15 protein-coding genes and 1 pseudogene are annotated in these 15,283 nt (G+C 68.4%); 5 read left to right on the forward strand and 11 right to left on the reverse strand.

Annotated features, from left to right (window positions below; genetic code table 11):
* Positions 1-80: 80 nt before the first annotated feature.
* From ACIBCU_RS23965 to gndA, 3 genes are all read left to right on the forward strand, one after another.
* The gene (locus tag ACIBCU_RS23965) at positions 81-557 is read left to right on the forward strand and encodes a DUF5709 domain-containing protein (protein WP_362939713.1); all 477 of its coding nucleotides are present in this window, start codon (positions 81-83) and stop codon (positions 555-557) included.
* Between the two features lie 543 nt (positions 558-1,100).
* On the forward strand, positions 1,101-2,933 hold the full coding sequence (locus ACIBCU_RS23970) for an ABC transporter ATP-binding protein (RefSeq protein WP_399233776.1): 1,833 nt from the start codon (positions 1,101-1,103) through the stop codon (positions 2,931-2,933).
* A 368-nt stretch (positions 2,934-3,301) separates the two neighbouring features.
* Positions 3,302-4,741 carry an NADP-dependent phosphogluconate dehydrogenase gene (gene gndA, locus ACIBCU_RS23975; protein WP_362938640.1) on the forward strand — a complete coding sequence of 480 codons (1,440 nt, stop codon included), beginning with the start codon at positions 3,302-3,304 and terminating at the stop codon, positions 4,739-4,741.
* A 358-nt stretch (positions 4,742-5,099) separates the two neighbouring features.
* Here the strand turns inward: gndA and ACIBCU_RS23980 are convergent.
* Positions 5,100-5,269 (reverse strand): annotated as a pseudogene (locus ACIBCU_RS23980) (Uma2 family endonuclease); the annotation flags it as partial.
* Positions 5,270-5,450: 181 nt separating this feature from the next.
* Between ACIBCU_RS23980 and ACIBCU_RS23985 the strand changes: the two are divergent.
* Together ACIBCU_RS23985 and ACIBCU_RS23990 are read left to right on the forward strand one after the other, a co-directional pair.
* The gene (locus ACIBCU_RS23985) at positions 5,451-5,927 is read left to right on the forward strand and encodes a hypothetical protein (protein WP_399233779.1); all 477 of its coding nucleotides are present in this window, start codon (positions 5,451-5,453) and stop codon (positions 5,925-5,927) included.
* 17 nt (positions 5,928-5,944) lie between these two features.
* The gene (locus ACIBCU_RS23990) at positions 5,945-6,727 is read left to right on the forward strand and encodes a FadR/GntR family transcriptional regulator (RefSeq protein ID WP_362938646.1); all 783 of its coding nucleotides are present in this window, start codon (positions 5,945-5,947) and stop codon (positions 6,725-6,727) included.
* Here the strand turns inward: ACIBCU_RS23990 and ACIBCU_RS23995 are convergent.
* The 10 genes from ACIBCU_RS23995 to ACIBCU_RS24040 all read right to left on the reverse strand — a co-directional run bounded on the left by ACIBCU_RS23995 (position 6,712) and on the right by ACIBCU_RS24040 (position 15,260).
* Entirely contained in the window at positions 6,712-7,548 is an 837-nt protein-coding gene (locus ACIBCU_RS23995; protein WP_362938649.1) for an amidohydrolase family protein, read from the reverse strand. The genes ACIBCU_RS23990 and ACIBCU_RS23995 overlap by 16 nt on opposite strands.
* Positions 7,545-7,883 (reverse strand): L-rhamnose mutarotase, encoded by a 339-nt coding sequence (locus ACIBCU_RS24000; protein WP_362938652.1) that lies wholly within the window; start codon positions 7,881-7,883, stop codon positions 7,545-7,547. The genes ACIBCU_RS23995 and ACIBCU_RS24000 overlap by 4 nt, the downstream gene beginning before the upstream one ends.
* Complete coding sequence (locus ACIBCU_RS24005) at positions 7,880-9,061, reverse strand: mandelate racemase/muconate lactonizing enzyme family protein (protein WP_399233782.1); 1,182 nt, start codon at positions 9,059-9,061, stop codon at positions 7,880-7,882. Before ACIBCU_RS24005 ends, ACIBCU_RS24000 begins: the two co-directional genes overlap by 4 nt.
* A 31-nt stretch (positions 9,062-9,092) precedes the next feature.
* Positions 9,093-9,995, reverse strand: a complete 903-nt coding sequence (locus ACIBCU_RS24010) for a carbohydrate ABC transporter permease (RefSeq protein WP_362938658.1) — start codon at positions 9,993-9,995, stop codon at positions 9,093-9,095.
* A gap of 2 nt (positions 9,996-9,997) precedes the next feature.
* Positions 9,998-10,951 (reverse strand): carbohydrate ABC transporter permease, encoded by a 954-nt coding sequence (locus tag ACIBCU_RS24015; protein ID WP_399233784.1) that lies wholly within the window; start codon positions 10,949-10,951, stop codon positions 9,998-10,000.
* A 1-nt stretch (position 10,952) separates the two neighbouring features.
* Positions 10,953-12,323 carry an ABC transporter substrate-binding protein gene (locus ACIBCU_RS24020; protein ID WP_399233786.1) on the reverse strand — a complete coding sequence of 457 codons (1,371 nt, stop codon included), beginning with the start codon at positions 12,321-12,323 and terminating at the stop codon, positions 10,953-10,955.
* 71 nt (positions 12,324-12,394) lie between these two features.
* A complete protein-coding gene (locus ACIBCU_RS24025) occupies positions 12,395-12,616 on the reverse strand; it encodes a hypothetical protein (RefSeq protein ID WP_399233788.1) in 222 nt (73 codons plus the stop codon).
* Positions 12,617-12,892: 276 nt separating this feature from the next.
* Complete coding sequence (locus ACIBCU_RS24030) at positions 12,893-13,282, reverse strand: hypothetical protein (protein ID WP_399233790.1); 390 nt, start codon at positions 13,280-13,282, stop codon at positions 12,893-12,895.
* 200 nt (positions 13,283-13,482) lie between these two features.
* Positions 13,483-14,244, reverse strand: a complete 762-nt coding sequence (locus tag ACIBCU_RS24035) for an SDR family oxidoreductase (RefSeq protein WP_399233792.1) — start codon at positions 14,242-14,244, stop codon at positions 13,483-13,485.
* Positions 14,241-15,260 carry a zinc-binding dehydrogenase gene (locus ACIBCU_RS24040; protein WP_399233794.1) on the reverse strand — a complete coding sequence of 340 codons (1,020 nt, stop codon included), beginning with the start codon at positions 15,258-15,260 and terminating at the stop codon, positions 14,241-14,243. Before ACIBCU_RS24040 ends, ACIBCU_RS24035 begins: the two co-directional genes overlap by 4 nt.
* Positions 15,261-15,283: the final 23 nt, after the last annotated feature.

Genomic DNA, 15,283 nt, shown 5'->3' on the forward strand with positions numbered 1-15,283 from the left:
ACGGAAAACGGCTTCCGTTGCGTCCCTCGCCGGACCGGAGTGGAATTGCAAATAGGGGACCCGGAGGAAGGGACCACGCCATGACTGACAGCGACCGGGGGGACGACGTCTACCAGCCGCAGGAGCCGGAGGCCTCCGACCCCGATGACCTGCTGGATCTCGAGGACACCCTGGACACGTCCGCGATCGAGGACGTCCTGGACGAGGGCTACTCCCCGCCGGACCGGCCCTGGGCGGTCGACGACGAGGGCACCACCGCCTCGGAGCAGCACACGGGCGAGTCCCTCGACAGGCGCCTGACCAGAGAGATTCCCGAGGACATCGCCCCGGCCCAGGACGGTCCGGGGGATCTGGCGGACGGCGACGGGGAGCTCTACGACACCGAAGTGGGAACGGACCGCGCGGGCCGGCTCACGCAGGAGGGTGACGGGCATGTGCCGTCCACCCTCACGGCGCAGGATGTCGGCATCGACGGCGCGGCGGCATCGGCCGAGGAAGCGGCGATGCACCTGATCCCCGAGGAGACGGACCTGTTCGGGGAGGAGCCGGTGCCCTGAGGGCGCACCGCCAGGTTCGATGCCGGGGTGCCCATGGCACCGACGAGGCCGGTGCTGGGGCGATGGATCCTGCGCGGCCCGAATGAGCCGCCCGATGCATCCTGCGCGGCCCGAATGATCCGCCCCATGACCGGCTGCCCGGCCGCGGCGGCCAGGCAGGGGGAACCGGCCACGCCGTCTGCTGACCGACGCCCCCGGGGCCGCCCTTCCGACGGGCACGCGCGCGACGGCGACGATCGTCGATTCGACCGGGTTCACGACCGAGCCCGCGTCATCGACGGCGACAGCTGGTCGTGACCCGGCTTGTCCGCTTCTCAGCACCCTCGGACCGGCCGGAATGCGACGCTGCGCCGCCCGTCCCCCCGAAAACGCTTGGACGCCGGCCACCCGGCCACGGAAGACTTCTCTTCTCCGGATCTCTCGCCACGGACGGGCGGCGAGCGCTTCCGCCCGGTACGGTGCCGCGCCCTTCAGGGCGGAGCCCCCACCGCGGTGAAGTCCGGAGCAACTGCCCGCGAAACGACATAACGACATGAGGTCGGCATGGAATCGCAGCAGTCTCACGGCACCGGACCGCACAGGGGCCCGGTCCGGCTCGCTCTCCGCAACTACTTACGGGAGCTGTCCCGCCAGCGCGGACTCTCCGTTCCCGCACTGGCGCTCCCGGCCCTCGGCAACATCGGCATCACGTACGTCGCGCCGCTGGTGGTCGCCAAGCTCGTCGGCCGGATCGCGGAGGACGGAGCCATAGGCATCCGCGAGGCGCTCCCCTACGTCGGCGTGTTCGCCGGAGTCCTGCTCCTGGCGGAAACCATGTGGCGGGCGGGACTCCACTGCCTCAATCGCGTCGACGCCCGTGGCATCGAGCACCTGTACGTCACCGGCATGGACGAACTGTTCGCCAAGGACGCCTCGTTCTTCCAGGACAACTTCGCCGGGTCCCTGACCAAGAGGGTGCTGAGTTACGCCTCCCGCTTCGAGGAGTTCGTCGACACCCTCACGTTCAACATCGTCGGAAGCCTGGCCCCGCTGCTGTTCGGCACGGTGATCCTGTGGAGTTACGACCCCCTGCTGGTGGCCGGCCTGCTGACGATGATCACGCTGACCGCCGTGTGCGCCGCGCCGCTCATCCGGCGCCGCCAGAAGCTGGTCAACCGGCGTGAGGAGGCGATCGCGCGGGTCTCGGGCCACGTGTCCGACGCACTGATGAACATGGACACCGTGCGCGCCTTCGCGGCGGAGGAGCGTGAGGCCGCCGAACACCGGTCACGGGTCGCGGAGTCCCGGCGGCTGACGCTGCGTTCGTGGGACTACGGCAATCTCCGCATCGACACACTCGTCGCACCGCTGTCCGTGCTCACCAACGGACTCGGCCTGCTCCTCGCCGTCGGGATCGGCGCCGGCGGCGGCAGCGTGGAGGCGATCGTGGTCGCCTTCACGTACTACACCGGTTCGACCCGCATCATGTTCGAGTTCAATCAGATCTACCGCCGCCTCGAGAGTTCGATGACCGAGGCCGCCCAGTTCACCGAGCTGCTCCTCGTGCAGCCCACCGTGATCGACCCCGCGACCCCCGAGCCGCTGGCCCCGAAGGCCGCGGACGTCCGCTTCGAGAACGTCACCTTCGCCCACGACGGGGGCGACCCGATCTTCGACGGCCTCGAACTGGACGTTCCGAGCGGGGCGAGAATCGGCCTCGTCGGACGGTCGGGCGGCGGCAAGACCACGCTCACCCGGCTGCTGCTGCGGATGGCCGACGTCCGGTCCGGCCGCATCCTGATCGGAGGTCAGGACATCAGCCGGCTGCGCCAGTCGGACCTGCGGAGCCTGATCGCGTACGTCCCGCAGGAACCGGCCATGTTCCACCGCACCCTGCGCGAGAACATCCACTTCGCCCGTCCTGACGCGACCGACGCCGAGATCCGTGCTGCCGCCGACGCGGCCCATGTCACCGAGTTCGCCGACCAGCTCCCGGCGGGCTTCGACACGATGGTCGGGGAACGCGGGGTCAAGCTCTCCGGCGGACAGCGCCAGCGGGTCGCCCTCGCCCGGGCGATCCTGCGCGACGCGCCGATCCTGCTGCTGGACGAGGCGACCAGTGCGCTCGACTCCGAGAGCGAGACCCTCGTCCAGCAGGCACTGTGGCAACTGATGGAGGGCCGCACCGCCCTCGTCGTCGCGCACCGGCTGAGTACGGTCGCCGCCATGGACCACCTCATCGTGCTCGACCACGGTCGCATCGTGGAACAGGGGACACATCACGAACTCCTGCTCACCGACGGTGCGTACGCCAAGCTCTGGTACCACCAGTCCGGCGGGTTCCTCGTCGAATCCGACACCGACGCGCCTGCCGCCGCGGCCGAACAGGCGCGGTGACGCACGAGGCCCCCGGTGCCGTGCACCGGGGGGCCTCCTGGCCCCGGCCGCTGACGCGGCCGCCCTTCGCGCGCCCGTGCGCGAGGGAACGGGACCGTCCCTGACCCACCTGGCGCTGCGGTTCGTCCAGTGCGGCCGACGAGGGCTACCGGCCCCCGTCCCTGACGGACGCGTCCACGCGGCGCCGCGGGGCGGCCGGCCGCTGACCACGGTGGCCGTGGGCGTGTCACGTCCACGGCCACATGGGCGACACCATGGCAGCCTCTCAGCCCGCGGTCGTCCGCACCTCGTAAGCTCGGCAGCCCGTTCCATCATGGTGGCCGGCCCAAGTGCCGGAGGCCACGAGACCGGAAGCAGGCAGAGCCACAATGAGCAGCACAGCGCAGATCGGTGTCACAGGACTCGCCGTCATGGGGCGCAATCTGGCCCGGAATTTCGCGCGCAACGGATACACCGTCGCCGTGCACAACCGTACGGCCGCCCGCACCCACGAACTCGTCGAACAGTTCGGCGACGAGGGTGACTTCACCGCGGCAGAGAGTGCCGAGGACTTCGTGGCAGCCCTGGAGAGGCCACGACGCCTGGTCATCATGGTGAAGGCCGGAGAGCCCACGGACGCGGTGATCGCGGAGTTCGCGCCTCTCCTGGAACGCGGCGATGTGATCATCGACGGAGGCAACGCGCACTTCGCGGACACGCGCCGCCGGGAGCGCGAGTTGCGCGAACAGGGCATCCACTTCGTCGGCACCGGCATCTCCGGCGGCGAGGAAGGCGCGCTCGACGGGCCCAGCATCATGCCGGGCGGCAGCGAGGAGTCGTACGGGTCGCTCGGGCCGATGCTGGAAAAGATCTCGGCGAAGGCCAAGGACGGCACCCCGTGCGTCACACACATCGGTCCCGACGGCGCCGGACACTTCGTGAAGATGGTCCACAACGGCATCGAGTACGCGGACATGCAGCTCATCGCCGAGGCGTACCACCTGCTCCGCGACGTGGCCGGGTACTCCCCCGCGCAGATCGCGGACATCTTCCGCACCTGGAACACCGGGCGCCTGGACTCCTACCTCATCGAGATCACCGCAGAGGTGCTCTCACACGTCGACGCGGCGACCGGTAAGCCCTTCGTGGATGTCGTGCTCGACCAGGCGGAGCAGAAGGGCACCGGCCGCTGGACCGTGCAGATCGCCCTCGACCTGGGCGTTCCCGTCTCCGGCATCGCCGAGGCCGTCTTCGCCCGCTCCGTCTCCGGCCACGCCGACCTCCGCGACGCCTCACGCGACCTCGCAGGCCCGGCCCCCCGCACACTCGGCAAGGACGAGGCGTCGGCATTCGCCGACCAGGTAGAGCAGGCACTGTACGCCTCGAAGATCGTCGCCTACACCCAGGGCTTCCACGAGATCTCGGCCGGCAGCGAGCAGTACGAGTGGGACATCGACCTCGGCAAGATCGCCTCGATCTGGCGCGGCGGATGCATCATCCGGGCCGCGTTCCTCGACAGGATCACCAGCGCCTACGAGGCCCAGCCCCGGATGCCGAGCCTCCTCTCCGACAAGAGCTTCGCCGAGGAGATCGCCGCCGCCCAGGACGACTGGCGCACCGTGATCGCCACCGCCGTCACCCAGGGCGTCCCCACCCCCGCCTTCGCCGCCACCCTCGCCTACTACGACTCCCTGCGTGCCGAACGCCTCCCCGCCGCCCTCACCCAGGGCCAGCGCGACTACTTCGGCGCACACACCTACCACCGCACCGACCAGGACGGCACCTTCCACACCCTCTGGGGCGGCGACAAGACCGAAGTCGAAAGCTGACCGACACCGGCAAAACTGAAGACGGCGCGGTTTGCCCCAGGCGCGATCGGGACGCTGAACGGGTCAGAGTGACGGACGGGGCCTCGCTCCCCTCATCGCACCGCGGCGAAACGAGAGGAACGCCCGATCCACTCCCGCCCGGCACAGTTGTTCTTCTTGCACGTGAAGTACAAGGAGACCGCGCGCGGCGGTCTCGCGGTGAACATCGTCGAGTGCTGAGGCTGTGGGCCCTGACCAGCGCGTTCGTACCTTTCAGCGCTGTCAGGGCCTTCCCTGCTCACCTGGCGGAATGTCCCCGAAAAGTCCCCGGGATGTCCCCCGGGAGGCTTCGTTGGTCGCGGTCGGAGTAGGCCACTCGACGGGTGGGCGTGATGTCGATCGTGTCCGCGCGGTACACAACGACATCGGACGCCGATTCGTGAGCGGGACGTCCTGGAGACGGACATCGAAGTTGGTATCGGCGTTCCAGCCGGGCCCCGCAGCCTCCTCCAAGGAATTCGCCAGGATCCGAGCAAGCCGGTTGTGGCGCCCCAGTACGTTGAACGCCAGAACAGCCGACCTGCGCGCTTCGGCCGCCCAGCAGGAGACTGCAGGGGGTGGTCGTCCTTCTGCCGGAGAGACAGGAAACGGCGGCCGAGCTCCTCCGATTCCGATCGCTGAGTAGCCCCAGCCCTGCTCCAGCAGCGGGACAGGACCTGGCAACGGGCCCGTGGCCGAGGGCGAGCAGGAGGTCGAACTCGCGGGTGGTCAGCTGCAGATCCCGCCCGGCCGGGGAGGCCGTACGCCGGGCGGGCTCGATGGTGACGTCGCCGATGGCCAAGGGCCGCTCGGCAGTCGATTCGTGCAGGCGCACCATGGTGTGCAGGCGGGCGGCGAGCTCTGCGATGGAGAACGGCTTGACGACATAGTCGTCGGCGCCGGCAGCCAGCCCGGCGACCCGGTGGTCGACCTCGTCACGGGCGGAGAGCATGCCCGCGCCTGGCTCGCAGTCCGGTCTGCACCGACTGCGACCCTCGCGCGGCGGTCGCGTGCCGGTGACTTCGGCGGCCGCCTGGTCCAGACCCTGACTCGGAATGCCGCTGCCGACGACTTCGAGGTTGTACGTCACGAACGCCTCTGCGTCCCGCCCGTTGAACATCGACGGCATGTCGTGGACCAGGAGGCTCTTCGACCGCAGATTGATTGAGCGATAAGGTCATACGTATGCCAACCGAGCCGCAGCCCGCAGCCCGTCTGTTCCCGCCACGCCTGCCCGCCGGCCGCTTGGGTGTTGCAGTCGTTGCCGAGCTCGTCGACCTCATCGTGACGGGCCAGTTGAAGGAAGGCGAGTTGCTGCCTCCGGAGGGTCCGCTGAGCGAACACTTCGGCGTGAGTCGCACGGTGTTGCGTGAATCGGTGAAGCGGCTCGAGGAGAAGGGCCTGGTGATCGTTTCCCAGGGTCGCGGCACCCAGGTGCGGGCGCCGGGCCACTGGAACATGCTCGATCCGGTGGTGCTGTCCGCGTTGATCGACAATGACGAGACGCTCGGTGTCCTTGACGAACTGACGATCGTGCGGGCGAGCCTCGAGTCGGCGATGGCGGGCGCGGTTGCCGGTTCTCGCAGCGCAGATGGGTTGCGGAGGCTGGAGCACGCGTTGACCACGATGCGTGAAAGCCAGTCCGAGACGGACTCCTTCCGGCAGGCGGATGTGGTGTTCCACTACGCGCTCATGGAGATCTCCGGCAACCGGCTGGCTGAGAACATCGCCAAGCATCTGTACAAGCGAGCCACGGAGTCCAACCGCTACCAGGGCATCGACCCGCCTGATGCGTTCGCGCTGACGCTGAAGGAACACGCGGCGATCGTCGATGCCATCTCGAGGAAGGACGTCGCGGCGGCCCAGAAGGCGATGCACGATCACATCCACACCTCGTGGGAGCGTCGTCGGCTGCCCGACCACGCGCCACGGGCGCGTGGTCGGGCGCTCGATCAGGAGAGCGAGTAGACGTCGGCAGCGTTGCCGCCGAATACACGCGCTTGTTCCGAGGCGGAAAGCCCGTCGAGCAGGGCTTCCAGAGCGGACTTCCAGGGCGCCGCACCCCCGCCGAGCTCAGCCAGCGGCCAGTCGGAGCCGTAGAGCAGACGCTCAGGGCCGAAGGATCCCAGGGCGATCGTCACCGGGGCGGCGAGATCGGCTGCACGCCATGATCCGGGGGCGAGGCCCGACGTGAGTCCCGAGACCTTCGCGACGACGTTCGGTTGCCGCGCGAGCTCCCGCAGCCGCGACGCCCACGTACTCCTGTCCTGCCCGGGCTCGGGCGGACCGCCCAGGTGATCGAGCACGAAGCGGAGTCCGCCGTGGCGCGCGGCCAAGCGGGTTGCCTGAGGGAGCTGCCACTCACGAACGACGAGGTCGAAGCAGAGGCCCTCACGCTCGAGTACGGCGAAGCCCGCGCTGACCTCCTCGCGCATCATCCACTCAGGGTCCGGGTCGATGTGGGCCAGATGCCGCACCCCGACGACGGGGACAGCGGCGTTCTTGCGGATCTGGTCGAGCTGAGGTCCGACCTCCGCCGCGAGGTCGACCCACGCGACGAGGCCGGCGATGGCTGATGAGTCCAGCTTGGCGAGCCGGATGCTCTCGTCGAGGCTGTTGCTCGACTGCACGACCACGGCACCGTCGAGTCCGGTCGAGGCCAACATCTCGCTCAGATCGGAGGCGCCGAAGTCGCGGGCGATCGGCGCCATGGTCTCCGCGTCGATCCAGTCCTGCGGGTCCACGGCTCGGTCCCACAGGTGCACATGGGCGTCGATGCCGGCAGTCATGTGAGGTGCCACACTTCCTCGACAGGCTGCCACAGCGCCCCGGGATCACGCTCCTCGGCGATCCTCATCTGGCACGGGTCGGTGTGCGTCCACCATTCCTGCGAAGCCGGGTCGTCGGCGATCCTTCGCATGTCTGCCTCGTGGTCCTCGCCGACGTACTCGTAGTAGGCGAACAGGATGTCGCCGAAGATGAAGATGCTGTAGTTGCGCACGTTGCATTCGGTGAGCTTTCGCTCGACGCTCGGCCACACGGCACGGTGCAGCGCCAGGTACTCCTCGCGCTTCTCGGGCCGCACACCCACGACGAAGGCCCTGCGCTCAGGTCGACGGGTCACGAGGGTCGGCCTCCGCGGTGCGTCGGGTCATCCATCACGTCCGGCTCGGCCACCAGCCGCAGGGCAGCGCGTTCGGGCCGAATGTGCGGTCCGGTCGCCGCGGGCCCGGGCGTCGCGGCGCCGGCCGGTGACATCTGGGACTCGTCGACCACGATCCCGATGCCTGGGCGATCGCCCAGGACGATGCCTCCGTCGTCGAACTGCTGGTCGACGTCGAGACCGACGGGAAAGAGAAGATCCTGGACTTCGAAGGCCAGATGGTTCGGCACGGCGGCGGCGGCGTGCGCCACCGGGTTCGCGTTGTACGCGACGGGACTCACCGGCAGATCGTGGGCGTGTGCGAGCGTCGCAACGCGGAGGAAGTGGGTGATCCCCCACACGTTGCCGACCTGCACGATGTCGACCGCGTTGGCGTCCAGCAAGGGGCGGTACTGCTCCAGCCCGGTCAGGTTCTCGCCGCTTGCGATCGCCGCGCGCACCTTCCCGCGCAGCGCGGCCATGCCGGCCGCATCCCACCGGCGCAGCGGCTCCTCCACCCAGGTGAGGTCCATGCGCTGCTCGATGGCCGCGACATACCGGGCCGCCTGGGCGTGGTTCCACGACTCGTTGGCGTCGAACATGAGCGCCGGCCGGCGGGAGTTGCGGCTGAGAACGTCGCGCATGATCTCCAGCCGGGGCAGGTCGCGGTCGAGGTCGCGGCCGCCTTTGAGCTTGCCGGCCTTGAACCCGCGGTCCGCGAACCGACCATAGAGGTCGGCGAGTTCGTCCTCGGTCAGGCCGTACTCGAGACCGGACGCGTACCCGGGGACGAAGCGCTCGCGTGCCCCGAGGGTCCGCCAGAGCGGCTCGTCAGCGGCCTTGGCCTTGATGTCCCAGAGGGCCATGTCGACGGCCCCGATGGTTCCGAAAGTGGATCCTGAATGACCGGCCTTGAACACCCAGTCGAGCATTCGGTCGTAGAGCGCCACGACCGACCGCGGGTCATCGCCCTCGATCGCGGGGAAGACACGGGCGATGTCGGCGTGGGATCCGAGGCCTACTCCTTCGATGCCGGTGTCGGTCTCGATGATGAGGACGGGGACCGGCGTGGCGTGGCCGGGCTGGACACCGTTGACGTCCCCGGTGATTCTGCCCCAGTCGTGAACGGTGCTCAGGCTGCGGTACCCGGTGATCTTCATCGGCGGTGGTTCTCCTTGCATGTGCGAGCGGTCATTCCTTGGTTCCCCCCGCTGTCATGCCCGCGACAAGGAATCGCTGGGAGAACAGGAAGACGACCAGGACGGGCAGGATCGACACGATCGTCCCCAGCGCCAAGGTGGGCAGCTGAACGGAGTCGGATCCCGCGGAGCTGGGATTGAAAGCCGGGGTAGCCGCCAGCAGCGAGGTGAGCCCGACCTGGATCGGGTAGCCGTCGCTGGAGGGCAGCATCACGAACGGGAGGAAGAAGTTGTTCCAGTTCTGCACAAAGCTGAAGAACGCCACCAGGGCGACGATCGGGGCGGCCAGCGGAAGGGCAACTCGGGTGAAGACCTGGAACCCGTTGCAGCCGTCGATGCGCGCGGCTGCGAGGATGTCACGAGGGATGCTGGTCGAGAAGTAGATGTAGGTGAGATAGACGCCGAACGGGAAGAACGACATGGGGAGGATCACCGACAGCGGACTTCCGATCAGACCGACACTGTTCAGCTCGAGGAAGATGGGCAGCACCAGTGCGGTGCTGGGGATCAGCATGACAACGAGTGTCAGCACGAGCAGTGCCTGCCGAAGCCTGAACTCCGTGAGCGCGAGCGCGTAGCCGGCAGGGATGCTCACGAGGAGCGTGATCACCAGAGCGCCGATCGCATACAGCGCGGAGTTCCCGATCCAGGTGGTCACCGCACCGTCCTGGAAGTCGAACAGCTGATGCCAGTTGGCGACGAAGTCCGACCACGACCCTAGCGAGAACGGACCGGCGACGACGAGCGCCTTCGAGGACTTCGTGACCGCGATGAGCAGCCAGAGGATCGGGACGGCGAAGAACAGGACGAAGACGACGAGCAGGACGCCGGCGATGGACCGTCCGCTCCACCCGCTGAGGCTCGGCCGGCGGCGTTCGGCGGAGAGTGCTGTCATGGTCATTCCTTGTCGAAGAGGCCGCCGCGGGTCACGAACACCCAGGACAGCAGGAGTGCGACGACCAGCAGGATCAGCGAGATTGCGGCCGCGCCGTTGAAGTCGTTCTGCTGGAACGCGTACTGGTAAGCCAGCTGGTTGAGCGAGTAGTCGTTGGGCACCACTGCGTTGCTGGCCTGGCTGAGCAGCTGTGGCTCGACGAACAGCTGGGTGCCGGCCGCGAGCGACATGACGCCCATGTACGCGACCCACTTGCGCAGCATCGGAAGCTGGATCCGAAACGCGATCTGGACGGCGTTCGCACCGTCGATGCGGGCCGCCTCGATCACATCGGTGCTGATGTTGTTGAGGGCGCCGTACATGATGATGATCCACCCGCCGGCTCCGGTCCAGAATGCGATGATCGCGAAGATCGCCGGAAGGTTGCCGGGTTGGATCACCTGCACGAAGCTGTCGAACCCCATCACCCTGAGCAGACCGCTGACCGGGCTCGCCGTCGGATCGAGTACGAAGAGCCACAACAGGACGCTGGACGCGCCCGCGAGCGCGCCGGGCAGGTAGTAGACGAAGCGCAGGGTCGGGCTGACCCACCGCGTACTGACGGCGTGGACCACCAACGCCAGGCCGACGACGAGGAAGACCAGCCCGAGGAGCCAGATGAGGAGATAGGCGGTCACGTGGAACACGGCCGGCCAGAACCGGAAGTCGCCGAGGACCTTGGTGAAGTTGTCGAAGCCTGCGAATCCACCATCGGCGTTCGTGAAGGCCAGTAGTACGGCGTAGAGCGAAGGGACGATCCCGAAGGCGATGGCGAACAACGCGTAGGGCGAGACGAAGAGATAGCCGATCGGACTGCGGTCGAAGGCGCGGCCAGTTGGCCGGCCGCTACCCCGGCGTGACCGCTGACGCCCAGAGACGTCTGCGGTCAGATGGTCACTCGGAGGAGCGAGGGTCATTTCAGTTCACCGCGTATCCGTTGACCTTGGCCTGGTTCTCGATCGCCTGCTGCCAGGTCGGCAGCAGGTCCACGATCGACTTGCCGCCCGTGATCCCCGGGGTCATCGTCTTCGCCCATATCGCCTCCTGGCTGAACGTGGGGTAACCCCAGCCGTCCCAGACCCGCGACGCTGCGGTCACCACCGGCTGCAGCGGGGTGGCGTAGTACTTGCTCGCCTCCTGCTTGGCGATCCACTTCTGTGCGGCGGGCGCGTACGCCGGGTAACCCGGTGCGGCGTCGACCTGATACGCGTCGGCCGTGGTGACGAACTGGACGAACTTCTCTGCGGCCTTCAGGTTCTTCGAATGGCTGGAGACGAACCAGGTTCCGCCACCCACGTTGCCCGTCGCGGCCTCGCTCTCGCCCTTCCATGGCAACGGCGCGGCGACGCCGAGCCGCCCGGCCGACACGTTGAGCGACTCGGGGTTGTTGAAGATCGCGCCGGCGTACCAGGCCGGACCCGGCATCATCAGCACTTTGCCTGAGTACTTCTTCAGGAACTCGGGAGTGAACACGCTGACCACCGGCACGGTCCCGTTCTGGCGGAGGGCGTCGAGCATCGAGGCCGCCCGCTTGCACTCGGTCGAGTCGGTCTTCGCGGTGAGGGACTTGGGACCGGTCACGTCATTGGCCTGGCACTTGCTCGCCCACATGAACACCTCGGGCGTCCAGGCATCCCCGGCCGTCCCGACGATGTAGCCGGGGTGCTCCTTGGCGACCTTCTCCCCGAGCGCCTGGTACTCCTCCCATGTGGTCGGGAGAGCGTAGCCGAACTTCTCCAGCAGGGACTTGTCGTACCAGAGCACCGCCTGGGCGAGGTCGTTGCGCAGGCAGTACACACGGCCGTCCACCGTGCAGGGGTTGAGCGAGCCCTCGGTGAAATTGCTAAGCGTGTCCTTCGGGACCAGACCCTTGTCCAGCACGGCCGCGAACGCCTGCTTGCCGCCGCTCTTCTGGCTGGCCCATGCCGCGTCGTTGTTCTGGCTGGAGAAGACGACATCGGGCCAGCCACTGCCGGCGCGGTCGAAGAGCTGCATCTTCGTCCGGAAGGAGTTGGACCCGTTGGCCGACCCGTCATAGGTGACGACCTTGATCTTGGTGTCCGGGTTCTCCGTCTGGAACGCCTTCGCGGCCGCCTGTCGGTCCGCGTCCGCCCAGACCGTGATCGTCGAGGAGGCCTCCTGCTTGGCTTCGGGAAACCCGTACGCCCCGTTCGCCGAGCTGCCTTCGCCGCCGCAACCAGCGAGGGTCAGGAGCGCCGTTGCGGCGCACATTACGGCGACGGTCGACGCCTTACGGCGCGAACGCGCCACAGAGTGGATTTCAACCATGGGATGTCCTTGTCTTGTCGACTTCATTGACGACTCCGCGCCAGGACTATAGGACATACGTATTATGTTTGTCATCGGTATTGAGCCGCTGTTGTCGTTCCGGTCTTGAGCGGTGCGCGTCGGACGGTATTCCCGTTGCGGGTGGTTGCCGTCGGCTGCGGGCACAAAGCCGACCCTGCTGCCGCAGCACCGGCGACCGCGCCGCCGTCCGGGTCCTGCTCGAGCGGGTTGCCGACGCGCACCACCGCTTCGCCCTGGTCCTCACGATCGTCAAGCGCAGCGACGACATACACGGCTTCGTGATCCTGCCCAAGCGTGGATGGTCGGGCGCCTCTTCGCCCACCTGATGCGCAGCCGCCGCCCGGCACGCGACTACGCACGCCGCACCACCAGCGCCGAGGCGATGGTCTATTGATCGATGACCCTGCTCATGACCCGCCGCCTCGGCACCACGTCCGCGCCGAGCACGACGGCCATCTCCTGGCAGCAGGCAGGCCGCCATGCCGGCTGCCTGGGTGTAGCCGGCAAGGAAGCCGTGACGAAGGCGTCGCCCGCACGCGCCGAGTCCACTACCGGGACCGCGAGGGCGGTGCGCTCGAGCACAGCTCCGTCGTGGTGGCCGATGCCGCCGGCCGAACCCGCTCGACCACCGTCGTCGACGGACCGGGATGCGCGGGCGCGGCGACGAGTTGTGCGGGGTCGCTCGGCCGGGTGCCGGTGAGCAGGGTGGCCGCGTCCTCGCCTGGGAACACGAGGTCCGCGGCGGCCGCCACGTCTTTCACCGGCGCGTGCTTCCCTGTCCTCCACGGCGGGCAGCGATGGTTGACGTCGAAGGACACGCGCACTCCGGACCGCTGCGCCGGCCGCACCACCTCGTCGACGCTCTCGCGGGCCCAGGCCTCGGCGCCCTGCCCTCCGATGTCGCGAACAACCCGCTGACGGAGGGCGTCGGCTCCCACTGGTCCTGCCCGGACCGCCTCAATGCCGAGCCGGCTGAGGCCTACGGCAACGTTGTTGTCCGCACACCGGTCGAGATGCGGGCGTCGGCCACCTCGGCGAGGTCGCCGGCGTCGGCGGCGCAGAACAGCCCCAGCATCTCCCCGAAGGTCAGCACGTGCCGGTCAGCCTGCCCCCACCACCGACGGGGGTTCGAAGAGCCTCATCGGCCGAGCCAGCCACCGTCGACCGGCAGGATCGTCCCGGAGACGTAGCGCGCGGCGTCCGACGCCAAGAACACGGCAGCGCCTGCGATGTCCTCCGCCGTTCCCCACCGTCCCGCCGGTATCCGCTCGAGGATCGCGCGGGACCGGTCGGGGTCGTCCTGAAGTGCTTGGGTGTTGTCGGCCGCGATGTAGCCGGGGGCGATGCCGTTGACGGTCACACCGTATCCGGCCCACTCGTTGGAGAGCGCCCGGATCAGGCCCGCCACCCCGGACTTGGCTGCCGCATAGCCCGGCACGTTGATCCCGCCCTGGAACGAGAGCAGGGAGGCGGTGAAGACGATGCGCCCGTACCGCGCGTCCAGCATCCGCCGCCCGAGTGCCTGGCTGAGCACGAATGTGCTGGTGAGATCGACTTCGAGCACCTCGTCGAACCATTCCAGGGGGTGCTCGGCGGCCGGAGCGCGGCGGATGGTCCCGGCGTTGTTGACCAGGATGTCCACCGGGCGTTCGCCTGTGGCGAGTTCCTCGGCGAACCGGGTCACCTGTCGCCGGTCCGCGAAGTCGACGCGGTGTCCCCAGAACTCACGGCCGAGTCGGCGCACGCGGTCGCCGATCGCCGATGACGCGGGATCGAGGGTGGCGGAGAGTCCGATGATGTCGGCACCGGCGGCGGCCAGAGCCTCGGCGACGGCGAACCCGATTCCACGCTTGGCCCCCGTCACGACAGCGAGGCGGCCGGTCAGGTCGAACGGGTTCATGACACGCTCACCTCGACGAGCAGCTTCATCGCCTGCCCGGCCTCGAGGACACCGAAGGCCGATTCGAGCTCGCTCAGGGGCACGATGCCCGTGATGAGCTTCTCGGCCGGGATGGCGCCCTCGGCCAAGAACTCGACGGCGCGCTCGAAGTCGTGGCGCTGGTAGACCCGTGCACCGAGCAACCTCAGCTCCCGCCAGAACACGCGGTGCAGGTCGATGGGCCGCGGTTGCGAGTGGATGGCCACCACCACGAGCGTGCCACGGACCTTCGCCAGGCCGGTCGCACCGAGCACGGCGGCGGCCGAGCCGGAGACTTCGAACACGACGTCGGCTCCGGCGCCGTCCGTCCACTCCTCCACCCAGGCGACCTGATCGACCGTCGAGGGGTCCAGCGTCGTCAGCCCCATCTCCTCGGCGGCGGCCCGCCGGGTCGGGTCGATCTCGGCGACCACGACCTCGGCACCGAACGCGGCGGCGACGATCGCGATCAGAACGCCGATCGGGCCCGCACCGACAACGACCGCCTTGTCGCCTGTGGCAAGTCCGGAACGTCGTACGTCGTGAACTGCCACCGCGATGGGCTCCACCAGCGCGGCGTCTCGCAGCGAGATCTCCGGGGGCAGCCGCACGAGTGTCGACGCCGGTACGTTCCAGTACTCCTGAAGGGCTCCGGGGGTGTCGATGCCGATGAAGTCCAGGTTCTGGCAGATGTGCTCGTTCCCCGCACGGCAGGCCGGACAAGTTCCGTCCCAGGCGAGCGGCATGACAGTCACCGCATCACCCACCGACCAGCCCTCCACGCCGGCGCCGAGGGCGGCGATCGTGCCTGACATCTCGTGTCCGATCGTCGCCGGCCTGCTGACCCGGCCGTCCATGTCCCCGTGGAACACATGGAGGTCCGTGCCGCAGATTCCGACGTACGCCACGGCGACTCGGACCTCCCCCGCACGCGGCTCAGCCGGTTCCCGCTCCTCGACCGTGATCGTGCGCGCGCCTATGTAATTTGCCGCCAACATGCCGATCGGCTCCTCCTCGCCAT

Origin of the sequence: Streptomyces sp. NPDC051064, from assembly GCF_044455985.1 — a bacterium.
Lineage (GTDB): Bacteria > Actinomycetota > Actinomycetes > Streptomycetales > Streptomycetaceae > Streptomyces.

What these genes read in the sequence shown, in the direction of transcription:
- ACIBCU_RS23965 (WP_362939713.1), top strand. Translation starts at nt 81, where the DNA reads ATGACTGACAGCGACCGGGGGGACGACGTCTACCAGCCGCAGGAGCCG.
- ACIBCU_RS23970 (WP_399233776.1), top strand. Translation starts at nt 1,101, where the DNA reads ATGGAATCGCAGCAGTCTCACGGCACCGGACCGCACAGGGGCCCGGTC.
- gndA (WP_362938640.1), top strand. Translation starts at nt 3,302, where the DNA reads ATGAGCAGCACAGCGCAGATCGGTGTCACAGGACTCGCCGTCATGGGG.
- ACIBCU_RS23990 (WP_362938646.1), top strand. Translation starts at nt 5,945, where the DNA reads ATGCCAACCGAGCCGCAGCCCGCAGCCCGTCTGTTCCCGCCACGCCTG.
- ACIBCU_RS23995 (WP_362938649.1), bottom strand. Translation starts at nt 7,548, where the DNA reads ATGACTGCCGGCATCGACGCCCATGTGCACCTGTGGGACCGAGCCGTG.
- ACIBCU_RS24005 (WP_399233782.1), bottom strand. Translation starts at nt 9,061, where the DNA reads ATGAAGATCACCGGGTACCGCAGCCTGAGCACCGTTCACGACTGGGGC.
- ACIBCU_RS24010 (WP_362938658.1), bottom strand. Translation starts at nt 9,995, where the DNA reads ATGACAGCACTCTCCGCCGAACGCCGCCGGCCGAGCCTCAGCGGGTGG.
- ACIBCU_RS24015 (WP_399233784.1), bottom strand. Translation starts at nt 10,951, where the DNA reads ATGACCCTCGCTCCTCCGAGTGACCATCTGACCGCAGACGTCTCTGGG.
- ACIBCU_RS24020 (WP_399233786.1), bottom strand. Translation starts at nt 12,323, where the DNA reads ATGGTTGAAATCCACTCTGTGGCGCGTTCGCGCCGTAAGGCGTCGACC.
- ACIBCU_RS24035 (WP_399233792.1), bottom strand. Translation starts at nt 14,244, where the DNA reads ATGAACCCGTTCGACCTGACCGGCCGCCTCGCTGTCGTGACGGGGGCC.
- ACIBCU_RS24040 (WP_399233794.1), bottom strand. Translation starts at nt 15,260, where the DNA reads ATGTTGGCGGCAAATTACATAGGCGCGCGCACGATCACGGTCGAGGAG.